Here is a 17,926-nt window from a genome sequence, read left to right as displayed (position 1 = left end):
GTCGGCCTACTCGTAGGCCGCCTCAAAAATGGCGATGACGTCGTCCACGTCCATTTCCACCGGGGTGACGTCGAAGAGTTCGCCCATTACGGTCAGGGCGTTCTCGGCCAGGGCCGGGATTTCCTCGCGGGTCACGCCGTAATCGGACAGCTTCTCGTCGGCCAGGCCGACGCCGGTGATGAGGGTGTCCAGGGCGTCCAGGAAGGCCACGCCGGTCACTTCCTCGTCCAGGTCCTCGGCCAGGGTGTCGCCCATGGCCAGGGCCAGGTCGCCGAGGCGCTCCTCGCCGTGCGCGGCCAGGAAGCCGAAGTACGCCTTGGACAGGAGCACCAGCCCGGCCCCGTGGGGCAGGTCGGGGTGGAAGGCGGACAGGGCGTGCTCCAGGGAGTGCTGGGATATGCACGAGGAATAGGTTTCGCACAACCCGGCCGCGGTGCAGGCCCAGGCCATGACGGTCCGCGCCTCAAGGTTGTCGCCCTCGGCCACGGCCTGGGGCAGGGTGTGACTGATGAGGTGGACGGCCTCCAGGGCCAAAGCGTCGCTGGCGGGCTGGCGGCAGGTGGCCAGGTACGCCTCGGTGGCGTGGAAAAAGGCGTCCATGCCGGTGTAGGCGGTCTGCCTGGGCGGCACGGAGAGCATCAGCCTGGGGTCAACGATGGACAGGGCCGGGAAGGTCCCGTCATAGCCCCAGCCGACCTTCTCCCGTGCGTCGGTGCCGGATTTGGTGATGACCGTCCACGGGTCCGCCTCGGTGCCGGTGCCCGCCGTGGTCGGGATGGCCACGATGGGCAGGGGCTCGTTCTCCGGGGTCTGGCCGCCGCCTGTGCCGGACTGCATGTAGTCCCAGTATTTGCCCGGATTGGTGGCCATGGTGGCGATGGCCTTGGCCGAGTCGATGGTGGATCCGCCGCCCAGACCGATCACGAACTTGACGCCCATCTCGCGGCAGACTGCCGCCGCTTCGTCCACGGCGTCGGATTCGGGGTTGGGCTTGATCCGGTCAAAGACGATGGTCTGGACGTCCTGCCTGGAAAGCAGGGACTGGACGCGGGCCAGGTAGCCCTGTTCGATCATCACGCCAGACTCGCCGATGACGATCATGGCCTTGTCGCCGCGCGGCAGGTGCGGGGTGTCGCCCAGCTTGTCGAGGCTGTCGGGGCCGAAGATGATGCGGGTGGGCATGTAGTATTGGAAATTGAGCACGGAACGTCTCCTCGTTTTTTCGATTACCTAAAGGGATTTCAACAAGTTTTCAAGCTGGTCGGCGGTGTACAGGTCGCGGATGACCACCGGGGTCTGGCGGCCGTTTATGCGGAACACAGCGGCCGTGGGCAGGCTGCGGCTGCCCAGGGCGGCAAGCAGGGCCTCGGTTTCGGGGTCGCGCTCGGTCATGTCCACCTTGATGAAGCGGACGTTGTAGCGCTCTTTCCAGGCGGTCACGTTCTGTCTGGTCAGGACCGTGGCCTCGAGCACCTTGCAGGTGGGGCACCAGTCGGCGGTGAAGTCCAGGAGGATTTTTTCGCCGCCCAGGTCGCGGTTCAGGGCGGCCGGTTCGAAATGCTCCCACGGGTCGGTCTCGGCCTGCATGGGCATGGTCCAGTACACGGTGGCGGCCAGGAGCACGAGCATGCCCACGCGCAGGACGAGCTGGACGCCCTGGCCAGCGCCGCGCGAGCGAACCCACAGCCAGCCGCCGAACAGGATGACCCACAGCGGGGCCAGGACGCGCAGGCTCGCGCCGCCGATGGCGATGCCTAGCAGGTAGAAGGCCGTGCCGAGCAGGAAAAAGGCGATGCCCTTTTCCACGTATTCGATCCACGGCCCGGACCGGGGCAGGAAGCGCGACAGGCCTGGGCTGATGATCATGAGTATATAGGGCGAGGCCATGCCCAGCCCGATGGAGAAGAAGACCGTGGCGATGACCAGGGGGCCCTGGATGAGCGCCCAGCCGAGCACTCCGCCCAGGAACGGGCCGCTGCACGGGGTGGCCAGCAGGGTGGTCAGCATGCCGGTGAAGAACGCCTGCTTGCGCGGGTCCTTGTGTCCGGCCCCGAACTTGAGGTCGATGACCGGCAGGTGGAAGATGCCGAACAGGCTTAAGCCCAGCGCGCCCATGACCGCGGCCATGGTGAAGACCAGCCAGCGGTTCTGGAAGAGCGCGCCCCAGGCCGAGCCCGTGGCCCCCAGGATGACGGCCAGGATCAGGAAGAAGGTCAGCACCCCGAGCACGAAGAAGACGTTGTGTTGCCGGAAGGTTCGAATGCGCGCATGGGGGTCGCCGTCGGCCCCGGCCCCGAGCAGGGACGAGAGCTTCAGGCTGACCACGGGCAGGACGCACGGCATGACGTTGAGGATGAGCCCGGCCAGCAGCCCCATGAGGATGGCCGAGAGCAGGCCGCCGACCTCGAGGCCCGGCTGGAAATAGGTCGGGGTGAACTTCCAGTCCACGATGGCCGCGCTCGTGTCGGGCTCCTCCGGGACGATCTCAGACTGGTTCTTGCCGTGGGTCATGTGCCGGAACTCGTCCCACCACGGCTGTGAGCTCGCGGGCGGCAGGGCCACCGTGTCGAGCCCGGCCTGGCCGAAGGATTGCTCCACGCGCGCCGGGACGCACCGGGTCGGGTGGCACAGGAGCAGGTCCATGGAGAGCTTCACCGGAAAGGGCGCGGCCAGGCCGTCGGGCACCAGGACGAAGAGCATTGTCCCGTCGAGGTAGGCGCGCACGGTCAGGGTCGGGTCATAGCTGTCCGGCTTCTCCTTGCCCTTGGGGTAGAACACGGCGAGCGTGGTCCCGTCGGCCGCCGTGGCGGTCAGCCGCGTGGGCTTGCCCGTGTCACCGGGGACGTTGGAATAGGTGTACCAATCCTCGTCGATATGCAGCGTCATGGCCAGCAGGGCGCCGCCGGGCGAACCCGGCCATATGGCGTCCGGGTCCACCGAAAAGGCGGCCACCGAGGTCTTCATGGCCAGGGAAGACGGCTGCACCAGGGCGTTTGCGGGCTGTGCGGGCAGGAGCAGGAGGGCACTCAGGAGCAGGGAAAAAAGCAGCTTGTTTATGGGCATTTAGGTCCTATGTGAAAAAAGTGAAAATTTGTGGTTGACTTTTCCGGGTCCGACTTATAGTTATCTCTCCGTCGTGACGAACAACGCCGCGACCGAGTGGGTCACTAGCTCAATTGGCAGAGCAGCGGACTCTTAATCCGGAGGTTCAAGGTTCGATTCCTTGGTGACCCACCACTCGAAAAACACACCCCGTCAGCAATGGCGGGGTTTTTTCGTTTCGGGCCTTTTCCAAAGGCGATGCGGTGGGTTATGGCCATCGGTATTCTCGTCGTCTTGTCAGGGGTTGAACGCTTCCGGTCCCACGCAGCAGGGTGCGGACGGGCTTTTCGGCGCAACACCCATCTTACCCCACCCCGGCGTCAGGTCAATGGGATGATACTTCCTTGAGGAACGGACCGGATGATACCCGGTCCGGGATTGCTCAGGCCTGCTTCAGCCACGCCTTGCGCACGGCGTCGCCGTCGGCGGTCCAGGCGCGGGTGTGGACCTCCAGGAGGGAGTCCGGGTCGTGCAGCAGGCATTGCTTTTCGCCTGCGGACAGGGCCTTGGGTCCGGCCTCCAACACCTTTTCCACCAATCGCGCACTCCGGGCGCGGGCGGTCTCGCCCGGGTTGCGCTTGTGGCGCAGGAGCAGGGCGCGGCGCAGGCCGTTGACGCCCGGGTCGAGCAGGGCGCGCAGGAAGCCCGATTCGCGCGGCAGGTCCAGCGGCACAGGCGTCGCCTCCATCTCCGCGGTGTAGCGGACCACGTCCCGGATTTCCTGGTCCGGGAAGGTCTCTTCGGGGATGAGCAGCAGTCGCTTATCGCGCAGCCAGCGGCCCGGTCCGTCGCTGCTGGTCAGGACCGACAGGGGCATGGAGAAGACGATGGGCAGGACGATGGGCGCGATCCACCAGAAGAAGCGCGGGGCGTAGAGCAGTACGACCCCGCCCCAGAGCAGGCCGAAGAGCACGCCGGTGCCGTGGAAGCGCAGGGACTCGCCCCAGGTGGTCGCCCGGTCGTCGCGCTGCTGCGAGCCCCAGCCGATCTTGCGCCCGAGCAGGGTGATGCACACGAACTTGCTGTGGAAGAGCATGCGGATGGGGGCCAGCAAGGCGGAGAAGGCGACCTCGATGACGATGCTGCCCATCAGCCGCAGCGGTCCGCCGAACAGCCTGGAGTTGCGCGTCTTGAAGACGATCAGGAGATAGCTCAGTACCTTGGGGAAGAACAGGAGCACGCCCGTGGTGCCGAGCAGGACCAGTGCCCAGAGGGGCTGCCACACCGGCCAGGCCGGGAACAGGGAGCGAGTGGCCGCGAAATAGCTCGGCCCGACCACGGCTTGGCTCACGGCCTCGATCGAGGAGAGCATCAGGAACAGGAACCACAGCAGGGCCGAGGCGTAGCTCATGGCCCCGTTGAGAAAGAGCACCCGGTGGGCCGGGAAGAGCCCCTCGGTGAACAGCAGGCGCAGGTGTTGCAGGTTGCCCTGGCACCAGCGCCGGTCGCGCTTGAGTTCGGAGAGCAGGTTGGGCGGGCACTCCTCCCAGCTGCCGGTCAGGTCGAAGGCCAGCCAGACCTCCCAGCCCGCGCGGCGCATGAGCGCGGCCTCCACGAAGTCGTGGCTGAGGATGTCGCCGCCCAGCGGCGGCTTGCCCGACAGCCGGGGCAGTCCGCAGTGGCGCATGAACGGCTCCACGCGGATGAGGGCGTTGTGTCCCCAGTACTGGGCGTCGCCCAGCTGCCAGAAATGCAGCCCGGCCGCGAACATGGGCCCGTAGGCGCGGTTGGCGAACTGTTGCAGCCGTCCGAGCAGGGTGTCCCGGCCGAAGCAGGCGGGCGCGGTCTGCAAGATGCCGATGCGCGGCCGCCGCTCCATGATGTGGACCATGTCGTTCAGGGTGTCGCCGCGCATGACGCTGTCCGCGTCGAACACGGCCATGTACTTGTACTCCCGGCCGTGGCGGCGGCAGAAGTCGGCCACGTTGCCGCTCTTGCGTTTCAGGTTGACCTTTCTGTTGCGGTAGAAGATGCGCCCCTGTGCGCCCAGTTCCTCCACCAGCCCGGCCCAGGCGGCCTCCTCCTCCATCCATTTGTCCGCGCTGCCGGAGTCGCTCAGGATGTGGATGTCGAACTGGTCCGCCCCCGGCGTGCGTTGCAGCGAGAGATAGGTGGTCTTGACCCCGGCCATGACCCGGGGGGTGTCCTCGTTGCAGATGGGGAAGAGCACGGCCGTGCGGGCCGGTTCGCCCGGCTCAAGCGGCTCGGACAGGGCGTGGCTGGCCGCGAACCGGTCGTAGCGGCGCATGATCGTGAACCAGCCCATGATGGCGGTCCAGAACCCCACGGATATCCAGGCGAACAGGATGGAGTAGACGATGATGATGGCCAGTTCCAGCAGGGTGGATCCCTTTTCGGGCAGGACCGAGCCCACGTAGGCGCTGGCCAGGGCCGACGGGATCAGGATGAGCAGGGTCAGGACCAGGCGCCGTTTTCCGGTGGAGAATTGCAGGCGGGAATCCCGCGGGTCGCGTTGCATCGGGTGCCTCACTGGGAAATGTTCAGCAGGAGCGTCAGGGCCAGCAGGAGCCCGACCACGGCCAGCCAGCCCCACTGGGCCAGGAAGCCGCCCAGGCCGGAGCGCGGGCGGCCCAGGTACTGGCCGGGCATGTGGCTGCGCTTGATGGGCGGATGGTCCGGCGGAAACGTCTCGGGACCGGAGGCAGGCAGCCGGGAGAGCAACGCGTCCAGGGCCTGTTCCGGCGTGACTCCGGCGGGCAGTTCCCGCAGGGTTGAAAGGACCAGCTCCAGGCGCGCCTCCGTGGACATGGGGAGCTGCTCCGCGTAGGCCAGCAGGCAGCGGGCGGCCCGCTCGCGCGAGCCGTCCATGTCATGGCCTCGGTCAGGGGCGATAGGCATAGTTCCAGGTTTCCGTCAGGGTGGTGTCGTTGATCTTGAGGAACGCGCGCAGGTCCACGGGCGGCTTGCGCTTGGGCAGGACCTTTTCCAGGGCCGAGGGGGCCTGGTTGGGCCGGACCACGAAGGACAGCCGCCAGCCGCCGGTGTGCTCGTTCTTTTCCACGTGCTGTTCGGAGACGACCGCGCCCGGTCCGCAGGTGACAACGCCCTCCACCTTGGAAGGCGGCAGCAGGAGATTCAGTGCCTTGCTCCGGAAATCGACGACGAAGCGCTGACCGCCGTTTCCGGCGTCGCCGGCCCGGGTGGCCTCCACATAGCCCAGCGGCGGGTGAGTGAAGCCGCCGCTGTTCCACATCAGCTTGTACTCGTAGGTCTGCGGCACGCCCACGGGCAGGGCGTCCCTGGGGCTCCAGAAGGCCACGATGTTGTCGTGGATGTCCTGGTTCGTGGGAATGTTGATCAGCTCCACGTGGCCGAAGCCCCAGTCGCCCACGGGCTCCACCCACAGGCTCGGACGGCGCTCGTAGGCGGCTTCGAGGTCCTGGTAGTGGTTGAACTCGCGGTCCCGCTGGATGAGGCCGTAGCCGCGCACGTTGTCCGCCTGGAAGGCGTTGATGTCCAGGTTCTCGGGGTTGTCCAGGGGCCGCCAGAACCATTCGCCCGAGTCGTTCTTGATCAGCAGGCCGTCCGAGTCGTGCACCTCGGGGCGGAAATCCCGGACCTTGCGCTCGTCCGTGTTCTCGCCGAACAGGAACATGCTGGTCAGGGGGGCGATGCCTATCTTGTTCACCGGCATGCGCAGGAACAGGGTGGCGGTGACGTTCATGGTGGTGGTCTTGCCGCCCTGCACGACGAAGGTGTACGCGCCGGTCAGGCTCTTGCTGTCCAGCAGGCCGTGCACGGTCAGGCTCGCGCTCTTCCGGCCCGGCTTCTCGATCCAGAATTCCTTGAAATAGGGGAACTCCTCGCCTTCAGGCAGGGCCGTGTCCACGGCCAGGCCCCGGGCCGACAGGCCGTAGACCTGGTCGTCGGCCATGGCCCGGAAATAGCTCGCGCCCAGGAAGGTCGCGATTTCATGGAACCGCTTCGGGCCGTCGCCTGGGCCGTCGATGCGGAATCCGGCAAACCCGAACTTGGCCGGAATCTGCTCCGGCAGGGTGTGGTTGTTGCCGTAGTCGAACATCGCGAGATCAAAGGGGACCGGCTCGACCACACCCTTGTCCACGACGTTGACGGCCACCAGCCTGTCGTAAAACATGCCGGGATGGAAGAACTGCACGTTGAAGGGCAGTTTCTCCTTCTTCCACAGGGCCTTTTCCGGGCGGTAGGTGATGTCGCGCCAGGCGTCGTAGTCGAGGTCGAGCAGGGACTGGGGCACCTCGCCCTGGGCCGGGGCGAACGGGGCCTGGCTCAATTGCCGGGCCTTGTCCACCACTACCTGGCGGGTGAATCCTTCGGGTTGATCGGTCTTGGCCGGTTCCGCGTGCAACGTGCCGGGCAGGGCCTGGATGAGCAGGACAAGGACCGGAAGCAGGAGGCGCAAGCGCCGGAGTGTGTGCCTGGATGAACGTATTGTATGTGGCATGGTTGTTGGTACGTTTTTCTCTTTTTGTTTGTTCCCGGCCAGAGCTTTAACCGAGCCGCAAAGAAAAAGACAGTACGCGATGCAAATTGTATTATCAATTTTGAAGCGTCCATTTGCACAAGGTATTTTTTTTCTGAATATTCAATGTGTTGGCGAGATAAATGGCAAAATATAAATTGAATCGGCATGTGGCGCCGGGGAAAATTGATAGACGGTCTCTATGAGGGGCGGCGTGACGGCCGCGGAAAGGGACCGGCGGCCCCCGCAACGGGTGCGGCGCGTGCCGGAAAATCAGGCGAGGGGCAGCCGGATGGTCATGCGGAAGCCTTCGCTGACGCTGGCCGCGCCGATGGTCCCGCCGTGGTCCTCGACGATCTTGCGGGCAAATGCCAGACCGAGCCCGTTGCCCTCCACGTCGTCGTAGCCCAGCCGCCGGAAGGGCGCGAACAGGGCCTCCAGCTCCTCCTCGCTCAGGGCGGGGTAGGCGTTGGTCACCCGGATGGTCAGGGCTTCGCCGTCGGCCTCGCAGCGGATGTCCACCGGGCCGTTGTCCGGGCTGTACTTGACCGCGTTGGACAGGACGTTGTCCAGGACGATGCGCAGGTCCTGCCTGCGGCAGCGGTAGGGCGGAACCGGAGCAAGGCGCAGCCCGAGCCGGATGGCCCGCTCGCCCGCGAGCGGCCCGACCCGTTCGGCGGCCTCCTTGATCATCTCGTTCATGTCGACCATGTCCTCGCGCGGCGGGGGCTCCTGGAGGTCGAACTTGGACAGCCTGAGGATCTGGTCGATGAGGGAATCCATGTGGTCGATCTCCTCTTCCATGCGCCGGACGTGCTTGGCCAGGCCGTCCGTGCGGCCCGCCTCCAGCCGTTCGCGGACGATCTGCTGGGACACGCGCATGCGCGCCAGGGGGGAGCGCAGCTCGTGGGACAGGTTGGCGGTCAACTCGCGCCCGCCCCGGATCATCTTTTCCAGGCTGTTGGCCATGTGGTTGAAGGTCCGGGCCAGGGTGCCCATCTCGTCCTTGCGCCTGTCGTCCACGCGCGGGGAGAAGTCGCCCCGGGCCAGCTTTTGCGCGGACCCGGTCATCTGGACCATAGGCCGGGTTATGCGCCGCGACACCGGGATGAGCAGCAGGGCGGCCACCGTGGCCATGAGGGCCAGCCCCTCCATGAACCAGACCTCCTCGTTGTGGGTGATCCATTCGTTGAGCAGGTGCACGGTCATGGTTCCCATCGGTGTCTTGAGCGGCCCGTAGGAGTATATGGACCCCTGATCGCCCTTGCGGACGAAATAGATGTGGTCGCCTGCGGGCGTGGTCAGCCTGAGGTCCATCTCCTCCTCGCCGGTCAGGGGCATGGCCTTGTAGGAGCGGGCCACGGTCTCGCCCTGTTCGTTGGTGATCCACGCCTCGCCGTTGAAGGCGTTGGCGTAGATGCCCAGGATGCGGCCCAGGCGGTCCCGGAGCTCCGGGGAGAGCCTGTCGGCCCCGTCGATCTCCATCTCGAGAATCTGCTGGAGGGCTTCGCTGCGGTCCAGCGCGTGCCGGGCGAAGGGCGGGCGCATGTGGCCCATCTTGAGCAGCCCGCCGATGCCCACGATGGCCACCGCCTGGACGAGGACGAAGGCGAAGAGAATATTGAGGTACAACCGGCTGACTTTCATCATTCCCCCATGAACATGTAGCCCGTGCCCCAGACGGTCCTGATCCGCTTGGCGTGGGCCGGGTACGGTTTGAGCTGGGAACGCAGCTTGCTGATGTGCACGTCGATGGACCGGTCGTAGGCCGCGAAGTCCTTGTCCCAGACCATGTCCATGAGTTCGTCGCGGGTCAGGGCGCGGTCCGAGTGGGTCATGAGCGCCTGGAGCAGGCGGAACTCCGTGGGGGCCAGTTCGATCTCGTCGTGGTCGACGACCAGGACCTGCCGGGAAAGGTTCAGGATGAGGCCGCCCGCGCGGATGGCCGTGGCGTCCGCCTTGCGCTCCCCGCAGGATTCCACCCGCCGGAGCACGGCCTTGATCCGGGCCAGCAGCTCGCGCGGGTTGAACGGCTTGGCCATGTAGTCGTCGGCCCCGAGTTCGAGTCCGACGATGCGGTCCGTGTCCTCGCCCTTGGCCGTGAGCATGATCACAGGGGTGATGAATTCGGCGCGGATGTCGCGCAGAACCTCGAGCCCGTCCCTGCCCGGCATCATCACGTCCAGGATGATGACGCTCGGATTGAGCGAACGGATGGTTTCCACCGCCTTCATGCCCGAGGGCAGGGCGGCCGTTGAGAAATCGTATTCCTCCAGGTATTCCGCCACCAGTTCGCGCAGCTTCTGGTCGTCATCAATGATCAGCACCGGGCCGTTGTTCTTCATGATTTGTCCTTACCCGCATGTCCCTTTGATTGGAAAGGCTCCCGGGCCTCGTTTTACAATCTTTAACAACTTTTAGCATCCTCCCCAATATTCTGCCGAACATTTTCCCGTAGTTTCGTCTCAAGTGAAACCATCCATGGAGAGCAACGTGAAAGGCAGAACAGTAACTACGGCCGTCCCGGCCATCCTCCTTCTGGCAGTGCTCCTCGCGGCCTGCTCGCCCTTCAGGCCGGACGCCCGCACCGAACCGGCGGCTCCGCTGCCCACCGGGTACACCCTCTACTCCGCACAGCCCGTCGAGACCGGCAAGTGGTGGGAAGCCCTGGGCAACGCCGAGCTGAACCACCTGGTGGAGACCGCCCTGACCGCCAATTTCGACCTGGAGCAGGCCTGGGCCAGGCTGCGCCAGGTCCGGGCGGTGGCCGTGCAGTACTCGGCGGGCAAATATCCGACTCTGGACGCCACCGGCGACTACAAACACACCCGGTCCTACACCAAGGGCGCCAAGGACGGCGCAACGACCTCGGAGACCCACGCCGTCGGCCTGGAGGCGGGGTATGAGCTTGACCTGTGGGGCCGCGTCGAGGCCGAGGCCAAGGGCGGGGAACTGGACTACCGGGCCTCGCGCGAGGACCTGAACGCCTCGGCCATGACCGTGGCCGGGGAGGTGGTCTCCCGCTGGCTGGAGATCCAGTCTCAGCGGCGCAAGGAGCGGATCGTCGAGGAGCAGATCAAGACCAACCTGACCTATCTCGAACTCATCGAACTGCGCTTCCGCAATTCCATTTCCACGGCGCTGGACGTCTACCAGCAGCGCCAGAACCTGGCCAAGGTCAAGGCGCTGCTGCCGCCGATCAAGTCCCAGGAACAGTTGCTCCTCAATGAACTGGCCTTGCTCATGGGCAGGCCCGCCGGTTCCGTGACCCTGGCCGAGGCCGAGGTGCCGGAGCCCAGGGAACTGCCCGGCCTGGGGCTGCCCGCCGACCTGTTGGCCAATCGGCCCGACGTGCGCTCGGCCGGGCTGGCCCTGTCCTCGGCTGACTGGTCCGTCGCCGCGGCCAGGGCGGACCGGCTGCCCTCCCTGACCCTGGCCGGGACCGGACAGTTCACCGGGGCCCAGCTCGGGACCATCTTCGACAATTGGATTCTGACCCTGGCCGGGGCCGTGGTCGGGCCGATCTTCGACGGCGGCTACCGCAGGGCCGAGGTGGACAAGGCCAGGGCCGTGGTGGACGAGAAGCTCGGCGCCTACAAGTCGACCGTCTACACCGCCTTCAAGGAGGTCGAGGACGCCCTGGCCGAGGAGAAGTGGCAGAAGGAATACCTGGACGCGCTCTCGGCCCAGCTCGAGGCGTCCCGCGTGAGCCTGCGCGAGGCCGTGTCCCGTTATGCCCAGGGGCTGGACGACTACCTTCCGGTCCTGAGCGCGCTGATGTCCGTGCAGGAGCTCGAGGTGACCATGGCCACGGAGCGGACCAACCTGATGCTTTATCGCGTAGCCCTGTACCGCGCCCTGGGCGGCACCTGGACCGATTCCCTGGCCGATCCCTCGCTTGCGGCCGATGATGCAAACACCGAACAGACAGGAACCAAGGGGTAACCATGAACCTTTACTTTAACAAAATGCGCGCCATATTCAGCCTCAAGGCGCTCGTCCCTCTGGCCATCGTCGTCGCGGCCGGTGCGGGGTCGTACTTCACCCTGGTCTCCGCGCCCAAGGCCAAGATGCGGCCGTCCCAGGTCATCCGCCAGAGCGTGAAGACCAGGCCGATGGCACGGACCGACCACCGCGTGCTGGTGGACGTCATGGGCACGGTCACGGCGGCCCGCGAAATCGACCTCCAGTCCCAGGTCTCCGGCAAGGTCGTCAAGGTCAGCGACAACTTCGTGCCCGGCGGGTTCTTCGAGGCGGGCGAGGACATCCTGAACATCGACGCCAAGGACTATGAACTGGCCCTGCGTGAGGTCGAGGCCGAAGTCACCGAGGCCGAGTACGCCCTCAAGGTCGAGCAGGGATACCAGAAGGTCTCGGCCCGCGAGTGGGCCCTGTTGCAGGAGGCCGGACAGTACACCGAGGCCGAGGCGGACCTGGCCCTGCGCAAGCCGCACCTGGCCAAGGCCAATGCGGACCTGCGCGCGGCCAGGGCCAAGCTCGAACAGGCCCGCATCGACCTGTCGCGCACCCGGGTCATCGCGCCGTTCCCGGCCATGATCGAGTCCAAAGACACGGACCTGGGCGCGGCCGTGGCCGTGCAGGGGAGCCTGGCGACCCTGGTGGGCACCGATGAATTCTGGATCCAAGCCTCGGTGCCCGTGGACCGGCTGGGTTGGATCAACCTGCCGTCAGCGAACCGGCCCGAGGGATCGAAAGCCACGATCATATCCGGCGGCGGGGCGGGCGAGAGCGTGCGCGAAGGCCGGGTTGTCCGGCTGCTGCCGTCCCTCGAGGACGAGGGACGCATGGCCAGGGTGCTCATCGCGGTCAGGGACCCGCTCAACATCGAGGGCCGGCCGGGCGTGAAGCCGCTGCTGCTCGGCAGCTACGTCTCGGTCAAGATCGAGGGCGACGAGCTCAAGGGCGTGTTCGCCGTTCCCAGGGCCGCCTTCCGCGACAACAGCCAGGTCTGGGTGCTGGCCGACAACGGCGCCCTGGACATCCGGACCATCGACCCGGTCTGGAAGGACGAGGAGAACATCGTCATCAGGGAAGGGCTCGCGCCGGGCGAGAGGATCGTCATGACCGACCTGGCCGCCCCGGTCCAGGGCATGCTCCTCAAGGCCGTGGACGACGAGAGCGAAACGGCCGGGCAACTGGCCGCCGGGGAGGCCGACAATGGCTAACGCGTCGCAGGAAAACGGCAAGGGCCCCATCGCCTGGATGGCGGGCAATTCCGTGGCCGCCAACCTGCTCATGGTCGTCTTTCTGGTGGGCGGGCTCATCTTCGCCCTGCAGATCAAACAGGAGGTCTTCCCCGAGTTCTCCCTGGATACGGTATCCATCGCCATCTCCTATCCTGGGGCCAGCCCCTCGGAGGTGGAGCAGGGGTGCGTCCTGGCCATCGAGCAGGCCGTGCAGGGCCTCGACGGCGTGAAGGAGGTCACCTCCACGTCCTCGGAGGGCACCGGTAGCGTGGTGGTAGAGGCCCTGGAAGGGGCGGACCTGCAGAAGCTCACCCAGGACATCAAGACCGAGGTGGACCGCATCACCTCCTTCCCGGAGGAGGCCGAGGACCCGGTCATCTCCGAGGTCTCCCACCAGCGCCAGGTCCTGTCGGTCATGATCTCGGGCGACCAGCCCGACACCACCCTGCGCGAGCTGGCCGAACAGCTGCGCGAGGAGTTGATCAGCCACCAGGGCGTCACCCAGGCCGAACTGGCCGAGGTCAGCGACCTGCAGATATCCATTGAGGTGCCGCAGAGCCGCCTGCGGGCCCACAACCTGTCGCTGGGCGAGGTGGCCGAGCGCGTGGGCGAGGCCTCGGTGGACCTGCCCGGCGGGGCCATCAAGGCCCGGTCCGGCGAGGTCCTGGTGCGCATGAAGGACCGCCGCGACTACGGCCGCGATTTCGCCCGCATCCCGGTGGTCACCGGCAACGACGGCACCCAGGTGCGCGTGGAGGACCTCGGCAAGGTCATCGACGGGTTCGAGGACGACGACATCGTGACCACCTACAACGGCAAGCGCGCCGTGCGCGTGGACGTGTACCGCGTGGGCGACCAGACGCCCATCTCCGTGTCGGACGCGGTCAAGGACGCCCTTGAAACGTTCAAGGCGCGCCTCCCCTCGGGCGTGTCCGTGGACATTCTCAACGACATGTCCGAGGCCTACGCCCAGCGCATGGACCTGCTGCTCGGCAACGGCTACCTGGGACTGGCCCTGGTCTTCGGCTTCCTGGCCCTGTTCCTGGAGCCGAGGCTCGCCTTCTGGGTGGCCATGGGCATCCCGACCTCGTTTCTGGGCAGCTTCCTGATCCTCTCCCTGCTGGGGGTGAGCATCAACATGATCACCATGTTCGCCTTCCTCATCGCGCTGGGCATCGTGGTCGACGACGCCATCGTGGTCGGCGAGAACGTGTTCACCATGCGGCAGGAGGGCATGCCGCCGCTCCAGGCGGCCATTGCCGGGGCCAGGCGCATCGGCATGCCCGTGGTCTTCAGCGTGCTGACCAACATCGCGGCCTTCGTGCCGCTGCTGTTCATTCCCGGCGTCATGGGCAAGATATTCTGGTCCATCCCGGTGGTGGTCATCGCGGTCTTCGCCATCTCGCTCATCGAGTCCCTGTTCGTCCTGCCCGCGCACCTGTCCCATCTGGGCGGCGAGAGGAGCCGGATCATGGCCTGGGTGACCGGATACCAGGAGAAGGTGGCAAGCGGGCTGTTGCGCTTCATCCGCAACGTCTACCGCCCCTTCCTGGATTGGTGCCTGCACTGGCGCTACGTCACCGTGGCCTTGGGCGTGGCCCTGCTGCTCCTGTGCACGGCGTTCGTCATGAGCGGCAGGCTCGGCTTCACCCTCATGCCCAAGGTGGAGTCCGATTATGCCTACGCCACGGCCGAGCTGCCCTACGGTTCGCCTGTGGAAAAGACCGAGGCGGTGCGTGACCGGCTCCTGGCCGCCGCCCGCAAGGTGGCCGCCGAGAACGGCGGCGACAGGCTGGTCGTCGGCATGGACGCCAAGATCGGCGGGGCGGGAAGGGATATCTCCGGCCCGCACGTGCTCAAGATCAAGGTCTACCTGTCCGCGGCGGACATCCGTCCCGTCTCCACTCAGGAGTACGTGGACAAGTGGCGCAAGGAGGTGGGCGACATCGTCGGCCTGGAGCTCCTGTCCTTCGCCTCGGACAAGGGCGGGCCCGGCGCGGGCGACGCCCTGGAGTTCGAGCTCAGCCATTCGGACACCACGGTTCTGGAGCGGGCGGCCCGCGAATTGGCCAGCACCCTGGAGCAGTACCCAAGGGTCAAGGACGTGGACGACGGGTTTTCGCCCGGCAAGGACCAGCTCGACTTCACCATGAACCCGGCGGGCCGGGCCCTGGGCCTGACCGCCCAGGACGTGGCCAGCCAGGTGCGCGCCGCCTATTACGGCAAGGAGGTCCTGCGCCAGCAGCGCGGCCGCAACGAGGTCAAGGTGGTGGTCCGCCGTCCCGAGAGCGAGCGGGTGTCCGAGTACGATCTGGAAGAGCTGATGCTCAAGACGCCCGGTGGCAAGGAAGTGCTGCTGCGCGACGTGGTCGACGTGAAGCGGGGCAGCGCCTACACCTCCATCAACCGCACGGAAGGCCGCCGGGTGCTTTCGGTCACGGCGGACGTGGAACCGCAGGACCAGGCCACCCAGGTCATGCAGTCGGTCCTGGCCGAGGTCATCCCCAGGCTCAAGGCCGAGTATCCGGGGCTGTCCTGCCGCATGCAGGGCAAGCAGGCCGACATGACCGAGTCCACCAACACCCTGTTCAAGGGCCTGCTCCTGGCCATGCTCGCCGTGTACGCCCTGCTGGCCATCCCATTCAAGAGCTACGTCCAGCCGCTGATCATCATGGTCAGCATCCCGTTCGGCGCGGTGGGCGCGATCCTCGGGCACATGGCCTTCGGCTACTCCATCAGCCTGATGAGCCTGCTCGGCATCGTGGCGCTGTCCGGGGTGGTGGTTAACGACTCGCTGGTGCTCATCGACTGCGCCAACGAGTTTGCGAGGGCGGGCAAGTGCGCCCACGACGCGGTGCTCGACGCGGGCACGGCCCGGTTCCGGCCCATCCTGCTGACCACCCTGACCACCTTCAGCGGCCTGGCCCCGATGATCCTGGAGACCTCCCGGCAGGCCCGGTTCCTCATCCCCATGGCCCTGTCGCTTGGCTTCGGCATCCTGTTCGCCACCCTGATCACTCTGATCCTGGTCCCGTCCCTGTACATGATCCTGGAGGACATCCAGCGCAAGCTGCATATCCTGGCCTTCAGGCGGCCGCCGTCGGCGACCCGTGAGGCACCGAGGGAGCTGGCCGAACAAGAATGACGCGGCCCCCCGAGGGAGGCCGCGCATACACCCCGATATGCGGGGTGCAAGTGAAGGGGGGCGGTCCTACCGCGCCCCTTCCTTCATGGCGTAGACCAGTTCCCGCGCGGCCTCGGCGGGCGAGGGCGCGGAGCAGATGGCCGAGACCACGGCGACGCCGGACACGCCCGAACCGGCCACGGCCCGGACGTTGTCGCGCTGCACGCCGCCTATGGCCACCAGCGGTATGGAGGACAGCCCCATGGCGCGCCGGAGTCCGTCCGGCCCCCACGGCGAGCCATGGACGTCCTTCTTGGTCCGGGTCGGGTAGACCGGACCGATGCCGATGTAGTCCACCGGACGGTTCTGGGCGTCCAGGAGTTCGGCCTCTGTCTCCACGGACAGGCCGAGAATGGCGTCCGGACCCATGATCCGGCGGACGTCCTCGGGGAGCATGTCCGACTGGCCCACGTGCACGCCCTCGACCCCGGCGGCCAGGGCCACGTCCACGCGGTCGTTGATGAGCAGGGGGATGGACAGGGGCTTGAGCAGCCTGTGCAGGGCTCGGGCGAGCTCCACGAACTCGCCGGTGTCTGCCTCCTTCTCGCGCAGCTGGACCATGGTGCAGCCGCCCTCGGCGGCCTGGGCCACGACCTTTTCCAGGGACCGGCCCATACAGAGGCTGCGGTCGGTCACGAGATAGACGAGCAGATCCTGCGGTCTCATGATCTCACCACCTTGAGCCGCGCCCGCACTGTGGCTTCGTCCAGGAGATAGAGGGCGTCGTGGAGGTGCATCTGGAGGCTGCCGGGGCCGGGCGAGACCTCGGCGGCCTGTTCCCCGGCCATGTTCATGACTGCGGCGGTGTCCACGGCGGCCTGGAAATAGTCGTGCTGGACCGCGGCGAACGCCCCGGCCAGGGCGGAGCAGGTGCAGCCGAGCCCGGTCACGCGCGGCATCATGGCCGATCCTCCGGCCAGGCGCATTTCGCGGCCTTCGCCGATCACCAGGTCGGTCTCGCCGCTGACCAGGACCACGCAGCCGTAGCGCTCGTTCAGGTCCTTGGCCGCGTCCTCGGCCTCGTCCACGCCCATGGAGGTGTCCACGCCCTTGGGACGGCCGTCCTCACCGGCCAGGGCCATGATTTCCGAGGCGTTCCCCCGGACGATGTCCGGGTGGTACTTCTCGAGAAATTCCAGGCAGGTGTCCGTGCGCAGCCGGTTCACTCCGGCGGCCACGGGGTCGAGCACGATGGGCATGTTCATGTCATTGGCCTGGGCCATGGCCACGTGCATGCCGACCACGTAATCGTCGGCCAGGGTGCCGATGTTGACCACCAGGGCCCCGGCCAGGTCCACCAGGCCGGGCAGGTCCTCGGCCACGTGGTTCATGGCCGGGGAGGCTCCCAGGGCGAGCAGGGAGTTGGCCGTGTTGTTGGTGACCACGTAGTTGGTGATGTTGACGATCAGCGGCGCCTGCTTGCGGACCGCCTGGATGTCCTTCCAGACCTTGCGGATCAATGTCTCGGGAGCGCTCATTTCAGCAGCTCCCCGACGCTGTCCACCTTGCCGCGCATGCGCCCGGCCCCGCCTTCCCTGGAGTCCACGGTCAGGTTCAGGTAGACCCGGCCGCATTCCTTGCGCATGTCGTCGTGGCACTGCTTGATGGTCCGCACGATCTCGTCGAATTCGCCTTCGAGCACGGTGCCCATGGCCCCGAGTTCATAGGGCAGCCCGGATTCCCGGACGATCTCGATGGTCCGGGCCACATAGGGAGCGAAGGAGCCCTGGTCGGGCCGCTCCAAGGGAAACAGGCTGAAGGTGGCTACACAGCTCATGACATTACTTCCTTGTTGATGCGTTCAATAAAGGCCGCTCTGGGGCGGCCGACAGGGCCAGGATTGACCCATTCATGCATAACGTCAATGCCCGAAGCCCGGTAATTTCCCATTCCATGATCACGAAGCCCTGATTATCGCGTCCGCATCCCGCGAATGCGGCCTCAAAAAGTTTAGGAAGTAAAGGGGTATAG

The 17,926-nt window shown here is 66.4% G+C and carries 13 protein-coding genes and 1 tRNA gene; 4 read left to right on the top strand and 10 right to left on the bottom strand.

The genetic code is table 11. The annotated features are described in order from the left end of the window. Positions 1-6: 6 nt before the first annotated feature. Positions 7-1,203, bottom strand: a complete 1,197-nt coding sequence (locus tag AB6M95_RS06740) for an iron-containing alcohol dehydrogenase (RefSeq protein ID WP_371385973.1) — start codon at positions 1,201-1,203, stop codon at positions 7-9. Between the two features lie 27 nt (positions 1,204-1,230). Beyond that, positions 1,231-3,063 (bottom strand): protein-disulfide reductase DsbD family protein, encoded by a 1,833-nt coding sequence (locus tag AB6M95_RS06735; protein ID WP_371385972.1) that lies wholly within the window; start codon positions 3,061-3,063, stop codon positions 1,231-1,233. Positions 3,064-3,161: 98 nt separating this feature from the next. Here AB6M95_RS06735 and AB6M95_RS06730 point away from each other — a divergent pair. Then, positions 3,162-3,237, top strand: a tRNA-Lys gene (locus AB6M95_RS06730). 247 nt (positions 3,238-3,484) lie between these two features. On the opposite strand, the gene mdoH is transcribed toward AB6M95_RS06730, so the two are convergent. The 5 genes from mdoH to AB6M95_RS06705 form a co-directional block, all read right to left on the bottom strand. Continuing rightward, entirely contained in the window at positions 3,485-5,581 is a 2,097-nt protein-coding gene (gene mdoH / locus AB6M95_RS06725; protein WP_371385971.1) for a glucans biosynthesis glucosyltransferase MdoH, read from the bottom strand. 8 nt (positions 5,582-5,589) lie between these two features. Next, complete coding sequence (locus AB6M95_RS06720; protein WP_371385970.1) at positions 5,590-5,961, bottom strand: hypothetical protein; 372 nt, start codon at positions 5,959-5,961, stop codon at positions 5,590-5,592. After that, the gene (locus AB6M95_RS06715; protein ID WP_371385969.1) at positions 5,945-7,504 is read right to left on the bottom strand and encodes an OpgD/OpgG family glucan biosynthesis protein; all 1,560 of its coding nucleotides are present in this window, start codon (positions 7,502-7,504) and stop codon (positions 5,945-5,947) included. The genes AB6M95_RS06720 and AB6M95_RS06715 overlap by 17 nt, the downstream gene beginning before the upstream one ends. Before the next feature lie 333 nt (positions 7,505-7,837). Then, the gene (locus AB6M95_RS06710) at positions 7,838-9,211 is read right to left on the bottom strand and encodes a HAMP domain-containing sensor histidine kinase (RefSeq protein ID WP_371385968.1); all 1,374 of its coding nucleotides are present in this window, start codon (positions 9,209-9,211) and stop codon (positions 7,838-7,840) included. Next, positions 9,211-9,909 (bottom strand): response regulator, encoded by a 699-nt coding sequence (locus tag AB6M95_RS06705; RefSeq protein ID WP_371385967.1) that lies wholly within the window; start codon positions 9,907-9,909, stop codon positions 9,211-9,213. Before AB6M95_RS06705 ends, AB6M95_RS06710 begins: the two co-directional genes overlap by 1 nt. A 148-nt stretch (positions 9,910-10,057) precedes the next feature. Here AB6M95_RS06705 and AB6M95_RS06700 point away from each other — a divergent pair, with 148 nt between their 5' ends. Genes AB6M95_RS06700 through AB6M95_RS06690 form a run of 3 tightly spaced genes read left to right on the top strand, consistent with a single transcriptional unit; the run spans position 10,058 to position 15,916 of the window. Continuing rightward, entirely contained in the window at positions 10,058-11,509 is a 1,452-nt protein-coding gene (locus AB6M95_RS06700) for an efflux transporter outer membrane subunit (RefSeq protein WP_371385966.1), read from the top strand. A gap of 2 nt (positions 11,510-11,511) precedes the next feature. Beyond that, complete coding sequence (locus tag AB6M95_RS06695; protein ID WP_371385965.1) at positions 11,512-12,750, top strand: efflux RND transporter periplasmic adaptor subunit; 1,239 nt, start codon at positions 11,512-11,514, stop codon at positions 12,748-12,750. Then, the gene (locus AB6M95_RS06690; RefSeq protein WP_371385964.1) at positions 12,743-15,916 is read left to right on the top strand and encodes an efflux RND transporter permease subunit; all 3,174 of its coding nucleotides are present in this window, start codon (positions 12,743-12,745) and stop codon (positions 15,914-15,916) included. Before AB6M95_RS06695 ends, AB6M95_RS06690 begins: the two co-directional genes overlap by 8 nt. 66 nt (positions 15,917-15,982) lie before the next feature. On the opposite strand, the gene thiE is transcribed toward AB6M95_RS06690, so the two are convergent. From thiE to AB6M95_RS06675, 3 genes are read right to left on the bottom strand one after another with little or no spacing between them, the layout of a single operon-like run. Beyond that, positions 15,983-16,621, bottom strand: a complete 639-nt coding sequence (thiE, locus tag AB6M95_RS06685) for a thiamine phosphate synthase (protein WP_371385963.1) — start codon at positions 16,619-16,621, stop codon at positions 15,983-15,985. Next, positions 16,618-17,433, bottom strand: a complete 816-nt coding sequence (thiM, locus tag AB6M95_RS06680) for a hydroxyethylthiazole kinase (RefSeq protein WP_371385962.1) — start codon at positions 17,431-17,433, stop codon at positions 16,618-16,620. Before thiM ends, thiE begins: the two co-directional genes overlap by 4 nt. Beyond that, on the bottom strand, positions 17,430-17,732 hold the full coding sequence (locus tag AB6M95_RS06675) for an MTH1187 family thiamine-binding protein (RefSeq protein ID WP_371385961.1): 303 nt from the start codon (positions 17,730-17,732) through the stop codon (positions 17,430-17,432). The genes thiM and AB6M95_RS06675 overlap by 4 nt, the downstream gene beginning before the upstream one ends. Between the last annotated feature and the right edge of the window lie 194 nt (positions 17,733-17,926).

Source organism: Pseudodesulfovibrio karagichevae (assembly GCF_041414475.1).
In the GTDB taxonomy this organism is placed as follows: Bacteria; Desulfobacterota; Desulfovibrionia; order Desulfovibrionales; family Desulfovibrionaceae; genus Pseudodesulfovibrio; species Pseudodesulfovibrio karagichevae.
Note: the sequence above shows the minus strand (reverse complement) of the source record. Positions and strands in the feature narration are given on the sequence as shown.

Excerpts from the sequence above, each read along its gene's own strand:
- AB6M95_RS06690 (WP_371385964.1), top strand. The coding sequence starts at position 12,743 with ATGGCTAACGCGTCGCAGGAAAACGGCAAGGGCCCCATCGCCTGGATG.
- AB6M95_RS06735 (WP_371385972.1), bottom strand. The coding sequence starts at position 3,063 with ATGCCCATAAACAAGCTGCTTTTTTCCCTGCTCCTGAGTGCCCTCCTG.
- thiE (WP_371385963.1), bottom strand. The coding sequence starts at position 16,621 with ATGAGACCGCAGGATCTGCTCGTCTATCTCGTGACCGACCGCAGCCTC.
- AB6M95_RS06675 (WP_371385961.1), bottom strand. The coding sequence starts at position 17,732 with ATGAGCTGTGTAGCCACCTTCAGCCTGTTTCCCTTGGAGCGGCCCGAC.
- AB6M95_RS06720 (WP_371385970.1), bottom strand. The coding sequence starts at position 5,961 with ATGCCTATCGCCCCTGACCGAGGCCATGACATGGACGGCTCGCGCGAG.
- mdoH (WP_371385971.1), bottom strand. The coding sequence starts at position 5,581 with ATGCAACGCGACCCGCGGGATTCCCGCCTGCAATTCTCCACCGGAAAA.
- thiM (WP_371385962.1), bottom strand. The coding sequence starts at position 17,433 with ATGAGCGCTCCCGAGACATTGATCCGCAAGGTCTGGAAGGACATCCAG.
- AB6M95_RS06695 (WP_371385965.1), top strand. The coding sequence starts at position 11,512 with ATGAACCTTTACTTTAACAAAATGCGCGCCATATTCAGCCTCAAGGCG.
- AB6M95_RS06710 (WP_371385968.1), bottom strand. The coding sequence starts at position 9,211 with ATGAAAGTCAGCCGGTTGTACCTCAATATTCTCTTCGCCTTCGTCCTC.
- AB6M95_RS06705 (WP_371385967.1), bottom strand. The coding sequence starts at position 9,909 with ATGAAGAACAACGGCCCGGTGCTGATCATTGATGACGACCAGAAGCTG.